20 protein-coding genes are annotated in these 21,064 nt (G+C 70.1%); 11 read left to right on the top strand and 9 right to left on the bottom strand.

Translation table 11 applies throughout. From position 1 onward, the window contains the following. Positions 1 to 39 precede the first annotated feature (39 nt). The 6 genes from OHA88_RS33960 (at position 40) to OHA88_RS33935 (ending at position 5,876) form a co-directional block, all read left to right on the top strand. Complete coding sequence (locus OHA88_RS33960) at positions 40 to 1,146, top strand: pyridoxal-phosphate-dependent aminotransferase family protein (RefSeq protein ID WP_326816847.1); 1,107 nt, start codon at positions 40 to 42, stop codon at positions 1,144 to 1,146. A gap of 309 nt (positions 1,147 to 1,455) precedes the next feature. Then, positions 1,456 to 1,986 carry a diaminobutyrate acetyltransferase gene (gene ectA, locus OHA88_RS33955; protein ID WP_328628307.1) on the top strand — a complete coding sequence of 177 codons (531 nt, stop codon included), beginning with the start codon at positions 1,456 to 1,458 and terminating at the stop codon, positions 1,984 to 1,986. 93 nt (positions 1,987 to 2,079) lie between these two features. Next, complete coding sequence (ectB, locus tag OHA88_RS33950; RefSeq protein WP_328628306.1) at positions 2,080 to 3,348, top strand: diaminobutyrate--2-oxoglutarate transaminase; 1,269 nt, start codon at positions 2,080 to 2,082, stop codon at positions 3,346 to 3,348. Between the two features lie 104 nt (positions 3,349 to 3,452). After that, complete coding sequence (locus tag OHA88_RS33945; RefSeq protein WP_267005837.1) at positions 3,453 to 3,851, top strand: ectoine synthase; 399 nt, start codon at positions 3,453 to 3,455, stop codon at positions 3,849 to 3,851. 3 nt (positions 3,852 to 3,854) lie between these two features. After that, positions 3,855 to 4,748, top strand: coding sequence for an ectoine hydroxylase (gene thpD / locus OHA88_RS33940; protein ID WP_328628305.1), 894 nt, complete (start codon positions 3,855 to 3,857; stop codon positions 4,746 to 4,748). Positions 4,749 to 4,859: 111 nt separating this feature from the next. After that, complete coding sequence (locus tag OHA88_RS33935) at positions 4,860 to 5,876, top strand: VOC family protein (RefSeq protein WP_328628304.1); 1,017 nt, start codon at positions 4,860 to 4,862, stop codon at positions 5,874 to 5,876. Between the two features lie 16 nt (positions 5,877 to 5,892). On the opposite strand, the gene OHA88_RS33930 is transcribed toward OHA88_RS33935, so the two are convergent. Together OHA88_RS33930 and OHA88_RS33925 are read right to left on the bottom strand one after the other, a co-directional pair. Beyond that, on the bottom strand, positions 5,893 to 6,045 hold the full coding sequence (locus OHA88_RS33930; protein ID WP_328629969.1) for a hypothetical protein: 153 nt from the start codon (positions 6,043 to 6,045) through the stop codon (positions 5,893 to 5,895). Positions 6,046 to 6,094: 49 nt separating this feature from the next. After that, positions 6,095 to 8,140: a beta-galactosidase gene (locus tag OHA88_RS33925; protein ID WP_328628303.1), complete on the bottom strand. Its 2,046-nt coding sequence runs from the start codon at positions 8,138 to 8,140 to the stop codon at positions 6,095 to 6,097. 180 nt (positions 8,141 to 8,320) lie between these two features. Between OHA88_RS33925 and OHA88_RS33920 the strand changes: the two genes are divergently transcribed. The 4 genes from OHA88_RS33920 to OHA88_RS33905 are packed head-to-tail and all read left to right on the top strand — an operon-like array spanning position 8,321 to position 12,530. Then, positions 8,321 to 9,640 carry an extracellular solute-binding protein gene (locus OHA88_RS33920; RefSeq protein WP_328628302.1) on the top strand — a complete coding sequence of 440 codons (1,320 nt, stop codon included), beginning with the start codon at positions 8,321 to 8,323 and terminating at the stop codon, positions 9,638 to 9,640. Continuing rightward, complete coding sequence (locus tag OHA88_RS33915) at positions 9,637 to 10,563, top strand: carbohydrate ABC transporter permease (protein ID WP_328628301.1); 927 nt, start codon at positions 9,637 to 9,639, stop codon at positions 10,561 to 10,563. The genes OHA88_RS33920 and OHA88_RS33915 overlap by 4 nt, the downstream gene beginning before the upstream one ends. Further along, positions 10,560 to 11,426, top strand: coding sequence for a carbohydrate ABC transporter permease (locus tag OHA88_RS33910; protein WP_326631264.1), 867 nt, complete (start codon positions 10,560 to 10,562; stop codon positions 11,424 to 11,426). The genes OHA88_RS33915 and OHA88_RS33910 overlap by 4 nt, the downstream gene beginning before the upstream one ends. Before the next feature lie 42 nt (positions 11,427 to 11,468). Then, positions 11,469 to 12,530: a LacI family DNA-binding transcriptional regulator gene (locus tag OHA88_RS33905; RefSeq protein ID WP_267005830.1), complete on the top strand. Its 1,062-nt coding sequence runs from the start codon at positions 11,469 to 11,471 to the stop codon at positions 12,528 to 12,530. A 4-nt stretch (positions 12,531 to 12,534) separates the two neighbouring features. On the opposite strand, the gene OHA88_RS33900 is transcribed toward OHA88_RS33905, so the two are convergent. Beyond that, positions 12,535 to 13,602 carry an alkene reductase gene (locus OHA88_RS33900; protein ID WP_328628300.1) on the bottom strand — a complete coding sequence of 356 codons (1,068 nt, stop codon included), beginning with the start codon at positions 13,600 to 13,602 and terminating at the stop codon, positions 12,535 to 12,537. 171 nt (positions 13,603 to 13,773) lie between these two features. On the opposite strand from OHA88_RS33900, the gene OHA88_RS33895 reads away from it, so the two are divergent. Further along, on the top strand, positions 13,774 to 14,268 hold the full coding sequence (locus OHA88_RS33895) for a MarR family winged helix-turn-helix transcriptional regulator (protein WP_328628299.1): 495 nt from the start codon (positions 13,774 to 13,776) through the stop codon (positions 14,266 to 14,268). A 4-nt stretch (positions 14,269 to 14,272) separates the two neighbouring features. Here OHA88_RS33895 and OHA88_RS33890 read toward each other — a convergent pair whose 3' ends face one another. From OHA88_RS33890 to OHA88_RS33865, 6 genes are all read right to left on the bottom strand, one after another. After that, entirely contained in the window at positions 14,273 to 15,334 is a 1,062-nt protein-coding gene (locus OHA88_RS33890; RefSeq protein ID WP_328628298.1) for an aminotransferase class V-fold PLP-dependent enzyme, read from the bottom strand. 109 nt (positions 15,335 to 15,443) lie between these two features. Further along, positions 15,444 to 16,163, bottom strand: coding sequence for a DsbA family oxidoreductase (locus OHA88_RS33885; protein ID WP_328628297.1), 720 nt, complete (start codon positions 16,161 to 16,163; stop codon positions 15,444 to 15,446). Between the two features lie 151 nt (positions 16,164 to 16,314). Further along, positions 16,315 to 16,842, bottom strand: a complete 528-nt coding sequence (locus OHA88_RS33880) for a hypothetical protein (RefSeq protein WP_328628296.1) — start codon at positions 16,840 to 16,842, stop codon at positions 16,315 to 16,317. Then, positions 16,839 to 17,549, bottom strand: coding sequence for a hypothetical protein (locus OHA88_RS33875; RefSeq protein ID WP_328628295.1), 711 nt, complete (start codon positions 17,547 to 17,549; stop codon positions 16,839 to 16,841). The genes OHA88_RS33880 and OHA88_RS33875 overlap by 4 nt, the downstream gene beginning before the upstream one ends. An 80-nt stretch (positions 17,550 to 17,629) precedes the next feature. Continuing rightward, entirely contained in the window at positions 17,630 to 20,230 is a 2,601-nt protein-coding gene (locus OHA88_RS33870) for a Tox-REase-5 domain-containing protein (protein ID WP_328628294.1), read from the bottom strand. A 143-nt stretch (positions 20,231 to 20,373) separates the two neighbouring features. Beyond that, entirely contained in the window at positions 20,374 to 20,844 is a 471-nt protein-coding gene (locus OHA88_RS33865) for a GNAT family N-acetyltransferase (protein ID WP_328628293.1), read from the bottom strand. Positions 20,845 to 21,064: the final 220 nt, after the last annotated feature.

Below are 21,064 nucleotides of genomic sequence, written 5' to 3'. Positions count from 1 at the left end.
CCGAACCGCAGGCCGACCCGATCCGAAGAGAGCACCACCGTGACGCACCCCTTCCTCGACCTCGCCCCGCTCACCGCCGCGCACTTCGCCGTCATCGAGCAGCGCGTGGCCGGTCTCCTCGCCACCGAGCAGGACGTCGTCATCATGCAGGGCGAGGCACTGCTTCCTCTCGAAGGCTGCATCCGGAGCGGCGCCCGGCCCGGTTCGACCGCGCTGAACGTGGTCACGGGGCCGTACGGACAGACCTTCGGGAACTGGCTGCGGGACTGCGGTGCCAATGTGATCGACCTGGCCGTGCCGTTCCACACGGCGGTCACCGCCGACCAGGTCGCACAGGCGCTCGCCGCGCACCCGGAGATCGATTTCGTCTCGCTGGTCCACGCGGAGGCGGCCACCGGCAACACCAACCCGGTCGCCGAGATCGGTGAGGTCGTCCGGGCCCACGGGGCGCTCTTCATGCTGGATGCCGTCGCCTCGGTGGGCGCCGAGCCGCTGCTGCCGGACGTGTGGGGTGTCGACCTGTGCGTGATCGGCGCGCAGAAGGCGATGGGCGGCCCGGCCGGGGTGTCGGCGGTGTCGGTGAGCGCGCGCGCCTGGGAGCGGATCGCCGCCAACCCCGAGGCCCCGCGCCACTCGTACCTCTCCCTCCTGGACTGGAAGGAGCGCTGGATCGACGGCGGCCGCAAGGCGCTCCTGCACGCCCCCGCGCAGCTGGAGATGCTGGCGCTCGAGGCGTGCCTGGAGCGGATCGAGGCGGAGGGCCCGGAGGCGCTGATGGCCCGGCACGCGGCGGCCGCCGCGGCCACGAGGGCGGGCGCGGTGGCGCTCGGCGGCGGCCTGGCGCCGTATGTGCACGAGGCGAAGGACGCGGCGCCGGTCGCCACGACGCTGCGCGCCCCCGCGGGAGTCGACGCCGCCGGGCTGGTCGCCAAGGCGCTCGCGACCGACCCCTCGCTGCCGCTGATCGCGGGCGGCGGGGCCCTGTCCAAGGAGATGATCCGGGTCAATCACTACGGTGTGGATGCGACGCGGGGCGTGGTGCAGTCCTCGATCGCGGCTCTGGGGTCGGCGCTGGCCGATGAGGGCCGGCAGGTCGACTTCGAAGCTGCCCGCAAGGCCGTTTCGGAAACCTGGCCGAGCGAATAAGAATTCATCAATGCGGGGAGCTGCTTTATTTTGAGCAGCTCCCCGCATTCTTCTGCCCGCTCCCCCGGAGCCTAAACGCCAATGTTTCGACAACGCCGATCGGCACAATTCGGTTGCTTCTCCGGGGAGTTACAGCTCTGTGACCGACTCCACAACGTGGCCGTTTTGCGGCATTAATAAGGCTCAAAACGGAAGAAATCGAACCGGATTCGCGCCGGGGTGCGCGCCCGCGTGATAACACAGCCGCTTCCTTTACCCAACCCCTTTCGTCGATGCAATTTCAAAATTTGCTGGGTAAATTCCATTCGCATGACCGCCGCACCAGCAGATCTTGCACGTGCCCGAAGCGAATTCATCACCATCGACACCCCACGAGTGGAGGACGGGGCCGCGATCTGGCGCATCGCCCGCGACTCCGAGGTCCTGGACCTCAATTCCTCGTACAGCTACCTGCTGTGGTGCCGTGACTTCGCGGCGACCTCCGTGGTCGCCCGCGACGCGACCGGTGAGCCGGTCGCCTTCGTGACGGGATACATCCGGCCCGACCGCCCCGAGACGCTCGTCGTCTGGCAGGTGGCCGTCGACCACGGCCATCGCGGCATCGGACTGGCCGCCGAGCTGCTGGACTCGCTGACCGCACGGGTCGCCGCGGAACAGGGCCTGGCCCGGGTCGAGACGACCATCACCCCGGACAACACCGCTTCCGACCGGCTGTTCACCTCCTATGCGCTCCGCCATGACGCGGCCGTGGAGCGCGAAGTGCTCTTCGACGGCGGGTTGTTCCCCGAGGGAACACATCTTCCCGAAGTGCTGTACCGCATCGGTCCGTTCCACGTCTGAGGCGCAGCCCGGGTGACACCCCCCCGGCCCGGCGTCGACCGAAGCGCCCGTTCCACCGCCGCCCGTCACACCCCCACAAGCAGGAGATCCCCTGTGACCATCACCCCGCCCGCCCTGAGCGTCTTCGAGACCCTGGAGTCGGAGGTCCGGAGCTACTGCCGCAGTTGGCCCGCCGTGTTCGACCGTGCGCAGGGCGCCCGGCTGACCGACGAGGACGGCCACTCGTACCTCGACTTCTTCGCCGGTGCAGGATCCCTCAACTACGGCCACAACAACCCGGTGCTGAAACGCGCGCTGATCGACTACATCGAGCGCGACGGCATCACCCATGGCCTGGACATGGCGACCACCGCGAAACGCGCCTTCCTGGAGACCTTCCACAATGTCGTCCTGCGGCCGCGCGACCTGCCCTACAAGGTGATGTTCCCCGGCCCGACCGGCACCAACGCGGTCGAGGCCGCGCTGAAGCTGGCCCGCAAGGTGAAAGGGCGCGAGTCGATCGTCTCGTTCACCAACGCCTTCCACGGCATGTCGCTCGGCTCGCTCGCCGTCACCGGCAACGCCTTCAAGCGGGCCGGGGCCGGCATCCCGCTGGTGCACGGCACGCCGATGCCGTTCGACAACTACCTCGACGGCCGGGTCCCGGACTTCCTCTGGTTCGAGCGGCTCCTCGAGGACCAGGGCTCGGGTCTCAACCAGCCCGCGGCGGTGATCGTCGAGACGGTGCAGGGCGAGGGCGGCATCAATGTGGCGCGGCCCGAGTGGCTGCGGGCGCTGGCCGAGCTCTGCCACCGCCGCGACATGCTCCTGATCGTCGACGACATCCAGATGGGCTGCGGCCGCACCGGTGCGTTCTTCTCGTTCGAGGAGGCCGGCATCACCCCGGACATCGTCACCCTGTCGAAGTCCATCAGCGGCTACGGACTGCCCATGTCGCTCTGCCTGTTCAACCCGGAGCTGGACGTCTGGGGCCCGGGCGAGCACAACGGCACCTTCCGCGGCAACAACCCGGCCTTCGTCACCGCCGCCGCCGCGCTCGACGCCTACTGGGCGGACGGCCAGATGGAGAAGCAGACGCTGGCCCGCGGTGAGCAGGTCGAGCAGGCGCTGCTCGCGATCTGCGACGAACACACCCGGCTCGGCGCGCAGTTCCGCGGCCGCGGCCTGGTCCAGGCACTCGAGTTCACCGATGTCTCGCGCGCCGCCGCGGTCTGTGCGCGCGCGTTCGAGCTGGGGCTGCTGGTGGAGACCTCCGGCCCGCGCAGCGAGGTCGTGAAGCTGCTGCCGCCACTGACCATCACCCCCGAAGAGCTGGACGAGGGCCTGCGCACGCTGGCCCGTGCGGTCCGCGACACCGTCTGACCGCCCGGCCTGCGGGTCGCGCGACATCCCGACCGCCTGGCCGGGTCCACCCCGGGCAGGCCCGCACAGAAGTACCGCTGCAGAGAGAAAGGCTCCGACTCACCGTGATCGTCCGATCGTTCAGCGACATCGAGAACACCGACCGGCATGTGAAAGCCGCTTCCGGCACCTGGGAGAGCAAGCGCATCGTGCTCGCCCGGGAGAAGGTGGGCTTCTCACTCCACGAGACCACGATGTACGCAGGTACCGAGACGTCGATGTGGTACGCGAACCACATCGAGGCCGTCCTGTGTGTCGAGGGCGAGGCCGAGCTCACCGACGACGAGACCGGCGAGACGCACTGGATCACCCCCGGCACGATGTACCTGCTGGACGGCCATGAGCGCCACACCATGCGCCCCAAGACCGACTTCCGCTGCGTCTGCGTCTTCAACCCTCCCGTCACGGGACGGGAGGAGCACGACGAGAACGGTGTCTACCCGGTACTGACCGAGGAGGGCTGAACCATGACCACCGATCTACGCGCCGACCTGTATCCCACCCGGCGCACGGCCGAGATGACCATCCCCCGCCAGGACCCGGTCATCTGGTCCGCGCCCGGCGCCCCGGGCCCGATCGCCGTAAAGGATCTGCAGGGTTTCGAGCGGGACGGCTTCCTCACCGTCGACGAGCTGCTCACGCCTGACGAAGTGGCCGTCCACCACGCCGAACTGGACCGGCTGATCACCGATCCTGCGGTGCGGGCCGATGAGCGGTCGATCATCGAGCCGAAGTCGCAGGACGTACGGTCGGTCTTCGAGGTCCACCGGATCAGCGAGGTCTTCGCCCGGCTGGTGAACGACGAGCGGGTGGTGGGCCGGGCCCGCCAGATCCTCGGTTCTGATGTGTACGTCCACCAGTCGCGCATCAACGTCAAGCCGGGCTTCGGCGCTTCGGGGTTCTACTGGCACTCGGACTTCGAGACCTGGCACGCCGAGGACGGTCTGCCGCACATGCGGGCCGTGTCCGTGTCGATCGCACTGACCGAGAACCACGACACCAACGGCGGGCTGATGATCATGCCCGGTTCGCACAAGTCGTTTCTCGGATGTGCGGGCGAGACGCCGAAGGACAACTACAAGCAGTCGCTGAAGATGCAGGACGCCGGCACCCCGTCCGACGAGGCGCTGACCAAGATGGCCGACCGGCACGGCATCAAGCTCTTCACGGGCCGGGCCGGTTCGGCGACCTGGTTCGACTGCAACTGCATGCACGGCTCGGGGGACAACATCACCCCGTACCCGCGCAGCAATGTCTTCATCGTCTTCAACAGCGTGGAGAACACGGCCGAGGAACCGTTCGCGGCGCCGGTGCGGCGCCCGGAGTTCATCGGGGCGCGCGATTTCTCGCCGGTGAGGTGAGGCGCTGACGGGCCGCGCGGGAAGTGGCAGGGGCCGGGACGACGTTCGTCGTGCCGGCCCCTGTCGAAAGTTGGTGGACCCCGGCGGCCGGCAACGGCGACAGTTGGTCCCATGACCTCACTTGTACGTCACATGACCTTCGACTGCGCCGACGCCTACAAGCTCGGCAGTTTCTGGGCCGAGGTGCTCGGTGCCCGGCTGTCCGACGACGACAGGCCCGGTGATCCCGAGGCGCTCGTCGAGACCCCAGGCGCCGCGCTGCTGTTCGTTTCGGTGCCCGAGCCCAAGAGCGTCAAGAACCGCGTCCACCTGGACATCCAGCCGCAGGACCGCACCCGGGACGAGGAGGTCGAACGGCTGCTCGCCCTCGGCGCCACGCTCGTCGGCGACCACCGCAGGTCCGACGGCCGGGGCTGGGCGACGCTCGCCGACCCCGAGGGCAATGAGTTCTGTGTGGAGTGCAGCGCCGTCGAGCGGGCCACGCTGACCGCGACCCGGCTGCCGGTCACCGCGGACGATGTGACCACCGCGGTCCATCTCGCGCTCGCCGCCCTCCGTGAGGTTCCGGAGGACCACTGGCGGGCACCCGCCGGGTCGCTGGAGTGGGACTCCTGGGAGACCGTGGAGCATCTGAACGACGATCTCTTCGCGTACGCCGCCCAGTTGGGCCCGAAAAAGCCGCCGCTGGACCGCGAGGTCCCGTACCGCTGGGGAGCCGACCGCAAGGGCGGCCCGGCGAATTCGATCTTCGCCAACCCCGATGCGGGGCCGGTCGGCCTGCTCCAGACCCTGGAGGCGAGCGGCGCCCTGCTGACGGCGATGGTACGGACGACCGCGGCGGAGGTCCGCTCCTACCACTCGTACGGGGTGTCCGACCCGGAGGGCTTCGCGGCCATGGGAATCGTGGAGACCCTGGTCCATACGCACGATGTCGTCCAGGGCCTGGACATCTCCTGGGCGCCGCCCGCCGATCTGTGCGACCGCGCGCTGGCCCGGCTCTTCCCGGACTCCCCGGACGACGCCGACCGGTGGACCGTCCTGCTCTGGTCCACCGGCCGCGCCGAGCTGCCCGGGCGGGAGCGCGTCACCTCGTGGAAGTGGCGCAGCGCGCCGCTCGATGCCGCCTAGGCGGACTCCCTGGGGCCTACCGGTGGGAGAACCGGCTGTGATCGAACAGCGCCTGGTTCTCCCACGCGTTGCCGGACGCCGGATCGGCCGGGTCCCATCCGCTGCCGCCGACGGCGGTCCGGGCGGGCTCCCGGTACTCGGCGCCGAGACCGCGGCCGTTTCCGTACATCGTCGATGTCCCTTCGACCGCTGTGCGGGAATTGTGGGGATGGGGCGACTCAGCCGTCGAGGTGTACGACCCGGACCGCGCCCGCCGGAACGGCGAGATGGCCCACGGTGTGCTCGCCGGTGAGGAGCTCGGTGCCGGGGCCGTCGAGCGGCACCTTCGCGTCGTCCCCGGTGTGGTTGATCGCGAAGAGGTACGTGCCGCTGTCACCGGTGCGGCGTACGACCTCGACGTCGTGCGGGAGACCGGTGCGCGGCGCGATCCGCGCGTCGTCACAGGCTCGGTCGAGGACGGCGTCGAGATGGGGTCCGGACAGCCGGGTGGAGATGTACCAGGCGGTGCCCCTGCCCAGGCGGTGCCGGGTGACGGCGGGGCGGCCCGCGGGAATGCCGTCGGCGTACGACCAGACGGTCTCGGCGCCGCGCGCGACCACCACGTCCGACCACAGGTCTCCGGTCAGCTCCGGGCCTGCGGTGTTGCCTTCGGGCGTGATCAGGCGGACCGTCCCGCCCTCGCCGAGCGGGGAGAACTCCTCGATGGTCAGCCCGAGTACGTCCCGCAGGGCGCCGGGGTACGGCCCCGGGTGCACGGCGTCATGGGTGTCGACGATGCCGGAGAAGTACGAGACGACGAGCGTGCCGCCGTTCTCGACGTAGCTCCGGAGGTTCCGGCCGGTCTCCTCGGTGGCGAGGTAGAGGGCCGGGACGACGACCAGCGGGTACCCGGAGAGATCGGCGTCCGGGTGGGCGAAGTCGACGGTGAGGTGACGGTCGTACATCGAGGCGTAGAAGGTGTCGGCGCGCTCGCGGGCGTCGTGGTCCTCGCTCGGGCGCCACTCCAGCTTCTGCGCCCACCAGGACTGCCAGTCCCAGAGCATGGCCGCGTCCGCGACGGTTCGGGTCCCGCGGATGCCGCTCAGCAGGCCGAGGTCGGCGCCGAGCCCGGAGACCTCCCGCCACACCCGGGAGTCCGTACCGGCGTGCGGCACCATCGCCGAGTGGAACTTCTCCGCGCCGCTGCGGGACTGCCGCCACTGGAAGAACATGGCCCCGTCGGAGCCGCGCGCGACATGGGCGAGGCTGTTGCGGGCCATCTCGCCCGGGCGCTTGGCGGGGTTGCGGGGCTGCCAGTTGACGCCGCTGGTGGAGTGCTCCAGGAGCAGCCAGGGTGCGCCGCCCGCGACGGATCGGGTGAGGTCGGCGGCCATCGCGAGGTTGACATGGGTGCGGCGGCCGTCGGTGATCAGATAGTGGTCGTTGGTGACGAGGTCGGTCTCGCGGCCCCAGGCCCAGTAGTCGACGGAGTCGCACTGGCTGAGAGCGGTCATGAAGTTGGTGGTGACCGGGATACCGGGGGCGAGGCGGTGCAGGATGTCCCGTTCGCTGCAGAAGTTCTCGCGCATGGTGGCGTCGGCGAAGCGGGCGTAGTCCAGGCGCTGCGCCGGGTTGGCGACGGTCGGAGTGGCACGGGGCGGGTCGATCTCGTCGAGGCTGCGGTAGCGCTGGCCCCAGAAGGCGGTGCCCCAGGCTTCGTTGACGGCGTCGACGCCGCCGTGGCGGCCGGCCAGCCAGCGGCGGAAGTGGGCGGCGCAGTTGTCGCAGTAGCAGGCACTCACCGGAACGCCGTACTCGTTGTGGACGTGCCACATCGCGAGCGCCGGATGGTCTGCGTACCGGCGGGCGAGCTGTTCGGTGATGTTCGCCGCGGCCGACCGGTAGGCGGGGTTGCTGTGGCAGATCGCGCCGCGTGAACCGAAGGCGTAGCGGACACCCTCGCGGCTGACCGGAAGGGCCTCGGGGTGGGCGCGGTAGAACCAGGCGGGCGGGGCGACGGTGGGGGTGCCGAGGTCGACCCGGATGCCGGCCCCGTGCAGCAGATCGAGGACCTGGTCGAGCCAGCCGAAGTCGTAGCCGCCGGGCTCCGGTTCGAGAAGTGCCCAGGAGAAGATCCCGACGCTGACCATGGTCACGCCGGCTTCCCGCATCAGGGCCACGTCCTCGTGCCAGACCTCTTCCGGCCACTGCTCGGGGTTGTAGTCGCCGCCGAAGGCGAGCCGGCGCAGACCGTGCGGGGCAGGCTCGGGCGCGGTGTGCGGCATAGGGGTCTCCTGGGCTCTTTGGTACAACTTCTGGGAACGTGCACACACATTCTCGGTGGCGCAGATCCAACATAACCGCACAGCAACAACCATTGACAAGTGTCGGATTCGTTTCTCTACTGTGAACGCTCACAGCGCATCTCGGCGCTGCACCCTCGCTTCTCGTCAGGGGAGAATTCCATGAAGTACCGCATCGTCGCGGTGTCCACGGCCGCCGCACTCGCCGCCACCGGCCTGCTCTCGGGCTGCGGCTCGTCGGACGACGACGGCGGGGACGGCCCGGCCGCATCCGGTCCCGTCTCACTCACCTACTGGGCCTGGGCGCCCGGCCTGGACAAGGTCGCGGACATCTGGAACGCGGGCGAGGGCAAGAAGACCGGCATCAAGGTCACGGTGAAGAAGCAGGCGTCGGGCGACGACCTGGTCACCAAGATCATCACGGCGGCCAAGGCCCACAAGGCCCCCGACCTGGTTCAGGCGGAGTACCAGGCGCTCCCCACCCTGGTCTCCAACGACGTGCTCGCCGACATATCCAAGGAGGCGGGCGACGCGAAGGGCAAGTTCGCCGACGGCATCTGGCAGCAGACGACCCTCGGATCGGACGCCCTGTACGCCGTGCCGCAGGACTCCGGCCCGCTGATGTTCTACTACCGCCAGGACCTGTTCGAGCAGTACGGCCTGTCCGTGCCCACCACCTGGGACGAGTTCGCCGAGACGGCCCGCACGCTGAAGAAGAAGGCGCCGGGCAAGGACCTCACCACGTTCTCCTCGAACGACTCCGGTCTCTTCGCGGGCCTCGCCCAGCAGGCCGGAGCGAAGTGGTGGACCACCGGCGGCGACAAGTGGAAGGTCGCCATCGACGACGCCGCCACGCAGAAGGTCGCCGATTTCTGGGGCGGTCTGGTCAAGGAGGGCGCCGTCGACAACCAGCCGATGTACACCCCGGCCTGGAACAAGGCGCTCAACACCGGCAAGCAGATCGCCTGGGTCAGCGCGGTCTGGGCGCCCGGCACCCTCACCACGGCGGCGCCCGACACCAAGGGCAAGTGGGCCATGGCCCCGCTCCCCCAGTGGACGGCCGGCCAGAACGTCACCGGCAGCTGGGGCGGCTCCTCCACCGCCGTCACCAACGACTCCAAGAACAAGGCCGCCGCCGCGACCTTCGCGAAGTGGCTGAACACGGACTCCGAGGCGCTGGCCGCACTGGTCAAGGAGAGCGGCATCTACCCCGCCGCCACGGCCGCCCAGACCGGCGGCGCGCTCGCCCAGGCCCCGGACTACTTCTCCAACCAGCCCGACTTCTACACGAAGGCCGCCGAGATCGCGAAGGGCACCGCCCCCGCCGCCTGGGGCCCGAACGTGAACGTCGCGTACACCGCCTTCAAGGACAACTTCGCCGAGGCCGCCAAGAGCAAGTCGGACTTCGGGCCCGCCCTGACCGCGATGCAGGACGCCACCGTCGCCGACCTCAAGAAGCAGGGCTTCGGGGTCTCCGAGTGACACGCGCACGCCGCAGGAGTGCGTACGGGGTCAAGAGCGCCCCGTACGCCTTCCTGGCCCCCGCCACCGTGCTCTTCCTGCTCTTCTTCGCCCTTCCCATCGGGTATGCGCTCTACCTCAGCTTCCGCAGGACCGAGGTCAAGGGGCTCGGTCTGGGCAAGGGCGCCCGCGAGGAGATCTGGGCCGGCTTCGCCAACTACACCGGTGCGCTCTCCGACTCGGAACTGCTGCACGGCGCGCTGCGCATCCTCGGCTACGGCGCGATCGTCGTCCCCGTGATGCTCGGTCTCGCCCTGCTGTTCGCCCTGCTCCTGGACACCGACCGGCTCCGGCTGCGGGGCTTCTCCCGGCTCGCGATCTTCCTTCCGTACGCGATCCCGGGTGTCGTCGCCGCACTCATGTGGGGGTTCCTCTATCTCCCGGACGTCAGCCCCTTCTACTACCTCCTCGACAAGGCGGGGCTGCCGCAGCCCGACCTGCTCGACGGCGGGCCGCTGTATCTCGCCCTCGCCAACATCGCGGTCTGGGGCGGCACCGGCTTCAACATGATCGTGATCTACACCTCGCTGCGGGCGATCCCGGCCGAGGTGTTCGAGGCGGCACGGATCGACGGCTGCTCGCAGCTGCAGATCGCGCTCCGGATCAAGATCCCGATGGTGGCGCCGTCGCTGGTCCTGACGTTCTTCTTCTCGATCATCGCGACGCTCCAGGTGTTCAGCGAGCCGACGACGCTGAAACCGCTCACCAACTCCCTCTCCACCACCTGGAGTCCGCTGATGAAGGTCTACCAGGACGCCTTCGTCAACAACGACATCTACGCGGCGGCCGCTCAGGCGGTCATCATCGCCGTCGCCACCCTGGTCCTGTCCTTCGGCTTCCTCAGGGCGGCCAACTCCCGTACCGAAAAGGGAGGTTCCCGATGAGTACGCCGCGCCTCGCATCCACCCCCGCGGATTCGCGCCGCTTCGCGCTCGCGCCGACCGCCGCGCTGCTCCTCGGCGCGCTCTACTGTCTGCTGCCCGTCGCCTGGGTGCTGGTCGCCTCGACCAAGTCCGGCAGCGAGCTGTTCTCCACCTTCACCTTCCTGCCGGGCACCGGCTTCCGCCAGAACGTCTCCGATCTGTCGGCGTACCGCGACGGCGTGTACTGGAAGTGGATGGCCAACTCGGCGTTCTACGCCGGAGCCGGCGCCCTGCTGTCCACAGCCGTCTCCGCGGTATCGGGGTACGCCCTGGCCGTGTACCGGTTCCGCGGGCAGGAGAGCATCTTCAACATCCTGCTGGCCGGCGTGCTGATGCCGCCGGTCATCCTCGCCGTACCGCAGTACCTGCTGCTGGCCGAGGCCGACCTGACGGACTCCTACCTCTCGGTCCTGCTGCCGGTGATCCTCTCCCCGTACGGGGTGTATCTCGCCCGGATCTACGCGGCCTCCGCCGTACCGGGCGATGTGATCGAGGCGGGACGGATGGACGGCGGCAGCGAGTGGCGGATCTTCCGCACCATCGCCCTGCCGATGATGCTGCCGGGTCTGGTGACCGTCTTCCTGTTCCAGTTCGTCGCGATCTGGAACAACTTCCTGCTCCCGTACATCATGCTCGGTGACGACGAGAAGTTCCCGGTCACCCTGGGCCTCTACACCCTGCTCCAGCAGGGCTCCACCACCCCGGCCCTCTATACCCTGGTGATTACGGGGGCGCTGCTGGCAATCGTCCCGCTGATCGCGCTGTTCCTCGTCATCCAGCGCTTCTGGAGCCTCGACCTGCTCTCCGGCGCCGTAAAGTCCTGACCGGTCCCCGCCAGGGCTTCCATTGATGAAAGATCATGCACCATGAGCCGCACAGAACAGCCCGGACAGCCCGGACGGCACGGACAGTCCGGCACGGGACGCCGCAGGCCGCCGACCATCCACGACGTGGCGCGGGAGGCCGGAGTCTCGCGCGGCACGGTCTCGCGAGTACTCAACGGCGGGCACAACGTGAGTCCGGCCGCGCTCGATGCGGTCAACTCCGCGATCCGCAAGACCGGCTACACGGTGAACCGGCACGCCAGATCGCTGATCACCGGCCGCTCCGACTCGGTGGCGTTCCTGCTCACCGAGCCGCAGGAGCGGTTCTTCGAGGACCCGAACTTCAATGTGCTGCTGCGGGGCTGCACCGCCGCGCTGGCCGCGCACGACATCCCGCTGCTGCTGATGATCGCGGGAACCGAGGCGGAACGCCGCCGGAACATGCGCTACATCGCCGGTCATGTGGACGGAGTGCTGCTGGTCTCCAGCCACTCCGGCGACCCGGTCGCCGCCCGGCTGCACGAGGCCGGGGTCCCGCTCGTCGCCTGCGGCAAGCCGCTCGGGCAGGGCTCGAAGGTCAGCTATGTGGCGGCCGACGACCGGGACGGCGCCCGGGACATGGTGCGTTATCTGTACGAGTCGGGGCGCCGCCGGATCGGTACGGTCAGCGGCCCGCTGGACACCCCCGGCGGCGTCGAACGGCTGGCGGGCTACCGCGAGATGCTCGCCGAGTGCGGGCTGCCCGCCGACGACGCGCTGATCGTCCCGGGCGACTACAGCCGGGCGAGCGGCGAGGCGGCCGCCGCACTGCTGCTGGAGCGGGCCCCGGACCTCGACGCGGTGTTCGTCGCCTCCGACCTGATGGCGCAGGGCGTGCTCGCCGCGCTGGAGAAGGGCGGGCGGCGGGTGCCGGAGGATGTCGCGGTCGGCGGCTTCGACGACTCGCCGGCGGCGCTCGCGTCCCGGCCCGAGCTCACCACGATCCGGCAGCCGTGGGACCGGATCAGCGCTGAGATGGTACGGGTACTGCTGGCCCGGATCGGCGGGGAGGAGCCGGCTGCGGTGATCCTCCCCACCGAACTGGTGCGCCGGGATTCGGCGTAGGCCTTCAGGCTCCCAGCGCCGGGTAGTCGACGTACCCCTTTGCGTCCCCGCCGAAGAAGGTGGACGGGTCCGGGGTGTTGAACGGGCCGCCGGCCTTCAGCCGGGCGGGCAGGTCCGGGTTGGCGATGAACAGCGCACCGTACGAGATGATGTCGGCGATTCCGTCGTCGATCACCGAGTGGTCGTCCGGTCCGGTCGGTCCGTCCGTCAGCACATTGATGACGAAGGTGCCGGAGAACTGCTTGCGCAGCGCGAGGGTCAGCTCGCGGATCTCCTTCGCCTCCAGGACGTGCAGATAGGCCAGGCCGAGCGGCTCGATCTCCTGTACCAGCGCGGTGTAGACGGCGTCCGGTGCGGGCTCGTCGATGTCGTTGTACGCGTTTCCGGGCGAGATGCGCAGCCCGGTGCGCTCCGCGCCGATCTCGGCGGCGACGGCCTTGACCACCTCGACGGCGAACCGGATGCGGGCTTCGTCGGAGCCGCCCCACTCGTCGGTGCGCAGGTTGGTGTTGGGTGCGAGGAACTGGTGGATGAGGTAGCCGTTGGCACCGTGCAGCTCGACCCCGTCGAAGCCCGCGTCGACGGCGTTGCGGGCGGCGGAGGCGAAGTCGGCCACGGTCTGCCGGATCTCGGCGTCGGTCAGCTCACGCGGCTCGATGAAGTCCTTCGGTCCCACGTGGGTGTAGACCTGACCGTCGGCCTTGACCGGGGAGGCGCTGACCGGGGTCAGTCCGTCCGGCAGTAGGACCGGGTGGCCGATGCGGCCCGCGTGCATGATCTGGGCGAAGATCCGGCCGCCCGCGGCGTGCACCGCGTCGGTGACCTTGCGCCAGGACGCGACCTGCTCCCCGCTGTGCAGACCCGGGGTGAAGGGGTAGCCCTGGCCGACGACGGACGGCTGGATGCCCTCGGTGATGATGAGACCGGCCGAGGCGCGCTGGGCGTAGTACTCGACGGTGAGATCGGTGGCGGTACCGCCGTCACCGGCACGGCTGCGGGTCATCGGGGCCATGGCGATGCGGTTGGCGAGCTGGGTGCCGGACAGGTCGATCGGGTCGAATGCGGTGGTCATGAACGCCCCTAAGGAAATTTACATGGTCGGCCAAGTATTTCGTCCTGCGCCACTGTAGCGCATTGATTGGCCGACCAAGGTAAAGTTCGTGGAGAGCGCCGGACCCGGCCCCGGACAGGGCCCGATCCGCCGGACAGGCCGCAGGCCGGAGCATCGCCCCGAGGAGTCCCCATGAAGGCCGAACCCGTCGACCCCGTCTGTACCGAGCTGCCGAGCGCCGCCCGCGGCGGCCCGGTCAGCCATGCCGTCTCACGGGTCGCCCGGCTGCACCGGATCGCCGCCGGCAAAGCGCTCAGGTGCGCCGGGCTCTACCCCGGCCAGGAGTTCCTGATGATGTACCTGTGGGACGCGGGCGCGGCACGCCAGTCGGAGCTGATCAAGGCCGCCGACCTCGATCCGTCGACCGTCACCAAGATGCTCCAGCGGCTCGAACAGGCCGGTCATGTCCGCCGCCGCCCCGACCCGGACGACCGGCGGGCCGTCCTGGTCGAGGCCAGCGAGGACAGCTGCGCTCTGCACTTGGATGTCGAGCGGGCCTGGACGAATCTGGAGAAGCGCACGCTCGCCGGGCTGGACGCGACGGAGCGCGCCGAGCTGGCCCGGCTGCTGGCCAAGGTCGAGGAGAACCTCTCCCGGGAGACCGAGAACTGCCCGGAAGGCAGCTGACCGGTCAGCCCGCGAGCACCTCCAGCGCGTGGTCCACATCGGCCTGCGTGTTGTAGAGGTGAAAGGCCGCCCGCAGATTTCCGGCCCGGACCGACACGGCGATACCGGCCCGGGCCAGCGCCGACTCCCGGCCTCCCAGCCCCGGCACGGCGACGACCGCGGACCGGCCGGGCACCGGCTCGTGGCCGATCCCGGCCAGCGCGGTACGGAACCGGGCGGCGAGCGCGGTGTTGTGGGCGTGCACGGTGTCGATGCCGATCTCGGCCAGCAGCGCGAGGGAGCGCTCGGCGCCGTGGTAGGCGAGGAAGGCGGGCGCCTCGTCGAAGCGGCGCGCGGTGGCGGCGAGCCGGCCGACGGGCCCGTACGTGCTGTTCCAGCGGTCCTCGCCGGCCACCCAGCTCGCGTACAGCGGCGCCAGGGTCTCCTGCGCCTCCTCGGTGACGGTGAGGAACGACGTACCGCGTGGGCAGAGCAGGAACTTGAAGCCGCCCGTGACCGTGTAGTCGTAGGCTCCGGCGTCCAGCGGCAGCCAGCCCGCGGACTGGGTGGCGTCGAGGAGGACCCGGGCACCGTGCGCGGCGGCCGCCGCGCGAACCGCGTCGAGGTCGGCGATCCGGCCGTCGGCGGACTGTACGGAGGACAGGGCGACCAGCGCGGTCGTGGGCCGCACCGCCTCGGCCAAGGCGTCCAGCGGGGCGTACCGCATCCGCAGATCCCCACGGACCGCGAGGGGGCCGACGACCGAGCTGAACTCTCCCTCGGGTACCAGCACTTCGGCGCCCGGCTCCAGCGACGCCGCGATCAGACCGACATGGACGGCGACCGAGCTGCCGGTGGCGACCCGGTCGGGACCGACACCGACGAGCCCGGCGAACCGGGTCCGTGCGGCGTCCACGGCGTCGAAGCTGCCGGCGCCCGCACCGGTGCCCGCGGCGTTCTCGTCGGCGAGCGTCTTCACCGCCTCGACGGTTCGGCGGGGCAGCAGCCCGCAGCTGGAGGTGTTGAGATACGTGGACTTGGGCGCAAACTCGGCGGCTACGGCCTGGGTGAGCGAGGAGATCTCCATGCGCCCAGCCTGAATGCCCCTCAACTCATCGTCAATCACGAAGAGTTGAGGGGTACCCCCAAGCAATGCTTATCGATGCAGTTGAGCGGCCGGCCGGGGCGGCGCAGGGTCAGCCCTGGCTGCCGGCCTGCGGAACCTCGCAGGCCCCGTCGGCGTCGCAGGCCGCCCCGTCCGAGCCGATGGCGGTCAGCGGACGGTCCTTCCACGCCTGCTCGAGCGCCTGCGCGAAGACCTCGGCGGGCTGGCCGCCGGAGATCCCGTACCGCCGGTCGAGGACGAAGAACGGCACGGCGTTGGCGCCCAGCTCGGACGCTTCCTGCTCGTCGGCCCGGACCTCGGCCGCGTACGCCTCCGGGTCGGCGAGCACGGCCCGCGCCTCGTCGCCGTCGAGCCCGGCCTCGAGGGCGAGCTCGATCAGCACCTCGGCGTCGAAGACGGACCGCTCCTCGGCGAAGTTCGCCCGGTAGGCGAGCGTCAGCAGCTCGTCCTGGCGTCCGCGGGCCTTGGCGAGGTGGAGCAGCCGGTGGATGTCGAAGGTGTTTCCGTGGTCGCGCCCCTCGGTCCGGTAGCCGAGCCCTTCGGCGTGCGCGTTGGCCGCGACGTTCGCCTCCATGGACCGGGCTTCCTCACGGGTACGCCCGTACTTCTGCGCCAGCATGTCGATCACCTGGGCGGTGTCGCCCTTGGCGCGGCCCGGGTCGAGCTCGAAGGACCGGTGCACGACCTCGACCTGGTCGCGATGGGCGAACCCCGCCAGGCCCTTCTCGAAGCGGGCCTTGCCGATGTAGCACCAGGGGCAGGCGATGTCGCTCCAGATCTCGACGCGCATGACTCTTCTTCTCTCCAGGCCGTTGTACAGATGGATCGTGCCGCTGCCCCGGCACGGTTGTGCGAGGGCAGCGCGGAGGCACCCTCCGCTCCTCCGGTGAACACGCGCCCGGACCCTGTCATTCCCGACCGAGCCGGAAGGCGGTCGGCTGCTAATCCTGCAGCTCGACGATCGGGCGGTCGCTGACAAGGGCCACGATGATCATCGGGGCGTCGCCGTCGCACTGGTTGACGGAGGCCGCGACCCACACGTCCGCGGCGCCGGGGCCGGCGGCCACCGGCCCCCACACCGACAGATCGCCGAGGCAGTCCTTGTGGCACAGTGCCTGGAAGAGCGGCGGCATGGGCTCGTCCGCAATCTTCCGGAAGATTGGCACCCGCATGCCCACCTTCCGGTGAGCACCCCATCGACGGTCCAATTCCGCCACGAGGTCGTCCAGATGCCCGCAGGCGGCTTCGTCCGCGTCATTCCACTCGGGCGCGTACACGCCGACGAGGCTGTCGCTCTCCCAGAGCGGAAGGATCCGGAAACCCTCGCCCGAGGTGGCGATCCACTCCCCCGTGACCGGGTCCCCCTGGCTGTCCGTCGGTCCGGTCGCCGGTACGGGTCCGGCGAGCAGCGCCTCGATGTCGGAGACCGCCCGGCCGAGTTCGAATGTCTCCCCGGCCCGGGCAGTCACAGCGTGGCCCGGTCCATCGGGCTGGGCAGAGGCTGCAGCGCACCGGCATCACGCAGTTGCAGGTTGGCCCGGACGACTCCTTCGACGTCACTACGTGGCGCAATGGCGAGAAGCACACCGCCGCTGCGCAGCTCCCTTCCGGCGGCCGTCATGGCCTCCGGCAGGAGGGCCGCACGTGACGGGGAGAGACAGCCCACCCAGCCGACGCACGGCTCACCGACAGCGAAACCGGCATCGTCCTCAAGGGCGTCGAGCACGTCGTCGTCGGTCACATCACCGAAGTCCGGCTCCCACCCCTCGGCGACGACCCCGAGGAGATCCGCATCGGGGATCTCGGCGGTGTCCGGAGATTTGATGCCGATCACCATCGACTGGAGGAGGAACTCCGAGGTGCCGCCCCCGTTTCCACTGACCTCGATCGTCCAGTCCGGCTGACCCGCGAGGACGAGCCGCAGCCCGAACCCGACACGGGCCGACCAGCCGTCGGCTTCCCGGACCGCGTGCAGAGCGGCAAGGAGGGAGTCCTTGTCCGGCACGAGGTCGGTGGCGGGCCCGGACGAGTGGATCTGCCGCCAGGTCCACCCTGCCCCCGAGCCGGCCGCCGGAAGGCTCTCGGCAAGCCGGTCCAGCGTGAACTCCCACCGTCGGGCCACCGAATCGACCGACTCCTCCCGGGGCCCCCAGAAGCCCCGCACCACACGCCGCATGTCCAGTCTCCGTCATCTGTCGTCCGCCGGGCCGGCCAGAGTCACCGCCCGAGCCAGGCTAGTGCCTGCCGCGCGGAGCATCAGTCGAACGCCCCGGGCTTCCTGGTGCTGTTGCTCGGGTGCTGCTTGGTGTAGACGACCTTGATCCGTTTCCCCTCTTCCCGGAACGCCTTGCGGGCAGCCTTGGCCACGTCCGGGTTGGAGAAGTGCCATTCGACGGCGCGGCCCCCGGACGCATCGATCTGTCGCTGCGCCTCGTCGATGAATTTCTTCTTGCCGGACGGTGTCAGCGATCCCTTGTCGGTATCCGAGAGGTAGCTCTCGTAGCCGTTCTTGGCCTCCAGGAACGTCTGCCTGCCGGAGTCCCAGCCGTCGTACTCCACTTGCGGTACACCCTCGTCGGGGTGTGCGACGACGTACTCCTTGCCGCGCTTGGTGCCGGTGACCTGCTCCTGGTAACGCAGCCAGGACTCGTTCTCCCAGTTGGGCGGAGGGTTGCGGTCGCGGCTCGCCCAGTAGCCGTCGCCGAGGTCGGCGGACCCCAGTTCCGGGTCCTTGAGGTCCTTGGCCCAGTCCGGCGGGTTGTAATTGCGGGGGTCCGAAGTGTCGTTGCGCTTGGGATCGGGATACGGCTTCTTGCTCGCCAGAGCCTTGGCCGCGCGATCCTTCTCCTCGGCGCGCTTCTTGTCCGTCCAGGCGGCCCGCTCCTGCTCCCGGGCCTCCTTCGCCTTGGCCTCGGCGGCCTTGTCGCAGCCGTCGTCGGCGAGGATCACATGGTTCGGGGGCCCTGCGGCGAGCACCCCGGTTCCGGCCCCGGAGATCCCACCGTAACCGCCGTAGCGCACCCGGGGGCCGAGGGCGATGCTGCAACCCGTCTTGCGCGCCGCATCCTCTGCTTCGTCCGCCGCCTCGTCGGCCTCCTTGGCCGCCTTGCGGACCCCGTCGATGTCTCCGACTTCAGCGGCCTTACGGGCGCGGCGCGCCGCGTTGCCGGCATTCTCGGCGGCTTCGGCCACCTTCGCGGCGACCTTGCCGAGCTTGCCGAGCTTGCTGGCCTTGCCGACGACCTTCGCGACGTCGTAGCCGGGGATGAAGAGCGATCCGATGTTCCAGACGACATCGGTGACGGCCCGCGTCTTCTCGCCGTTGTTCCAGCGGTCCCGTACCTCGTCGCCGACGAACATGTCGTCGCCGACCTTCACGACGGTGTTGACCGAGGCCTTGCCCCAGTCGCCGAGCGCACCGAGGTAGTCGCCCTTGTCCCACTTGCTCCCGGCGTCCTTGGAGTCCTGCATCCACGTGCTGCCCAGCTGCTTGCCGTAGTCGGCCAGGCCGGACCAGGTCTCGGGCTTGAACAGGTCGATGATGCCGGTGACATCACCCCAGACGCCGTCGACGGCGAGGCCCTTGACGACCTGGGTGGTGCGGTCCCATGCACAGCCGAAGAAGCCCCAGCCGCCGCAGTCCTCCTTCTTGTCGCCGTCGTTCCCGGAGTCGCCGGAGTCGTCGGAGTCCGCGTCCGAGACGGGGGTGTCGTACGTGGCCTCGGGCTCGGTGCTGGTCTCGGGGTAGGTGTCGGTGCCCGGACCGTCGGGTCCGCCGGTGCCGCCGCCGGATCCGGTGGTGGAGCCTCCGTCGGCGCCCCCGTTCGCTGTCCCGCCGGTGGAGCCGCCGGCGCCGTTCGCACCACCGGCGTCGGATCCGCCGCTGCCGTTCGCACCGCCCGTACCGGTGCCGTTCGCACCGCCCGTACCGGTGCCGTTCGCACCGCCCGTACCGGTGCCGTTCGCACCGCCCGTACCGGTGCCGTTCGCACCGCCCGTACCGGTGCCGTTCGCACCACCGCCGTCGGATCCGCCGGTGCCGTTCGTACCACCCGTGCCGGTGGATCCCGCATCCGTGCCACCGGCGACGGCGCCGCCGTTGTCGGCGCCGCCCGAGTCCGAACCCCCGGCGACGGCGCTGCCCCCCGCGTCCGAACCGCCCCCGTCCGAACCGCCCGCGGTCTTACCGGCCCCGACCGTGTCGCTGCCGGTGCCCGTCACCTCGCACGACGTACCCGTGAGCGAGCAGATCGCCGCCTGGAGGCGGTCCGTGATCTGGCCGCCGACTCCGCTCAGCACCAGCGCGCCGATGAGCGCCACGACGATCAGGACCAGGCCCAGGTACTCCAGAGCCGTCTGCCCCCGGTCCCGCCGCCAGGTAATCATGTGGGAGAACGAGAACTCGGGCTTGTCCTCCCGGGCCCGCGCCGGCAGCCGGAACCACTCACGGCTCTGCGTCCGGGTGAGGAACACCAGGATCAGTACGGGCAGGAACAACTGGGTGAAGCCGTGCACCGACCCGTTCGCAACGTTGGCGAGGCCGCCGAGGATCAGCCACACCTGTACGGCGATCAGGCCGCCCCATACGCCTCTGCCGCCGGTCCAGGCGCGTCGCGAGAGCATCCAGCCCACGACTCCGGGCACGGCCCCGTACAGCGCGAGGCCGATGACCACGCCGCCCATCGCGTCCGCGGCGAGCGCGGAGCCGAACAGCCCGAGGCCGCCCAGCACGGTGGCGCCGAACAGGACATGCAGCAGGATGCGGGCCGCTCCGAGTGCCCGTGGCAGCTCCCGTCGCCCCTCACCCGGCGCCGGAGCGTCACCTCCGTATGCGGGTATGCCACCGATCGCGGACATGCCTTGTCTCCCCCAACCAGACCTGCCGACAAGCAGAGTGATGCCCGTTCAGGCTAGGGGCGCTGTGGGTTGGAGTCTTGGGCCCCAGGGCCCAACTCCGGTCCCAAGGGGGCGTGGTGAGGCCCTGGCGAGGACGGTCGCCGTCAGCTCACCGTGAGGCGCAGGACCAGATGGGTGCCGGCGCGCGGGTGGTCGGGATCGGGGGTCCAGCCCCGGTCGGCGTAGAAGGACCGGGCGCGGGTGTTGTGCACGAAGACTTCCAGCCGGGCGCTGTCCACTCCGGCCTGCCGCCAGGCGTCGACGCAGGCGGTGTGGAGTTCGGTGCCGATTCCCGTTCGCCAGTGGGACGGGGAGACATGGAGCTGGGTGAGGTGCATGACGCCGTCGCGTACGGCGAAGGCCGCGACGCCGGCGAGGGTCCCGTCCCGTTCGGCGCAGAGCACGGTGGCGTCCGGGCGGTCTATCGCGCGGGACCAGCCGTCGCGGCTGCGGCCGACCTCGGCGGCGCCCGCGTACTCCTCCTCCGGGAGGTGGCCCCGGTAGTACGTGGCGCGGGCCTCGGTGTGCAGCCGGACGACGGCGTCGAGATCGGTGGGTGTGGCGGTTCTGATCATGCGGGGAGGGACGCGCGCGGATCGGCCCGTGGTTGCACCGGCTGCCGCGCACCCGCACTACGGACCGCGGCGGCCGTCTGGACGGACCGTGCGGACACGACCGCGGACACGCCTCGGGTCTTCCCGTCGCCCGCTCCGCCGGTCACCGGTGCGACGACGGACGGAGCGGGCTCTGCCCTGTACGGGGACGACGGGGTGCCGGATGGGTCGACGCGTCTGC

Origin of the sequence: Streptomyces sp. NBC_00353 (genome assembly GCF_036108815.1) — a bacterium.
GTDB lineage: Bacteria > Actinomycetota > Actinomycetes > Streptomycetales > Streptomycetaceae > Streptomyces.
The sequence above is the reverse complement of the archived record's forward strand: the minus strand, read 5'-3'. Positions and strand labels throughout refer to the sequence as shown.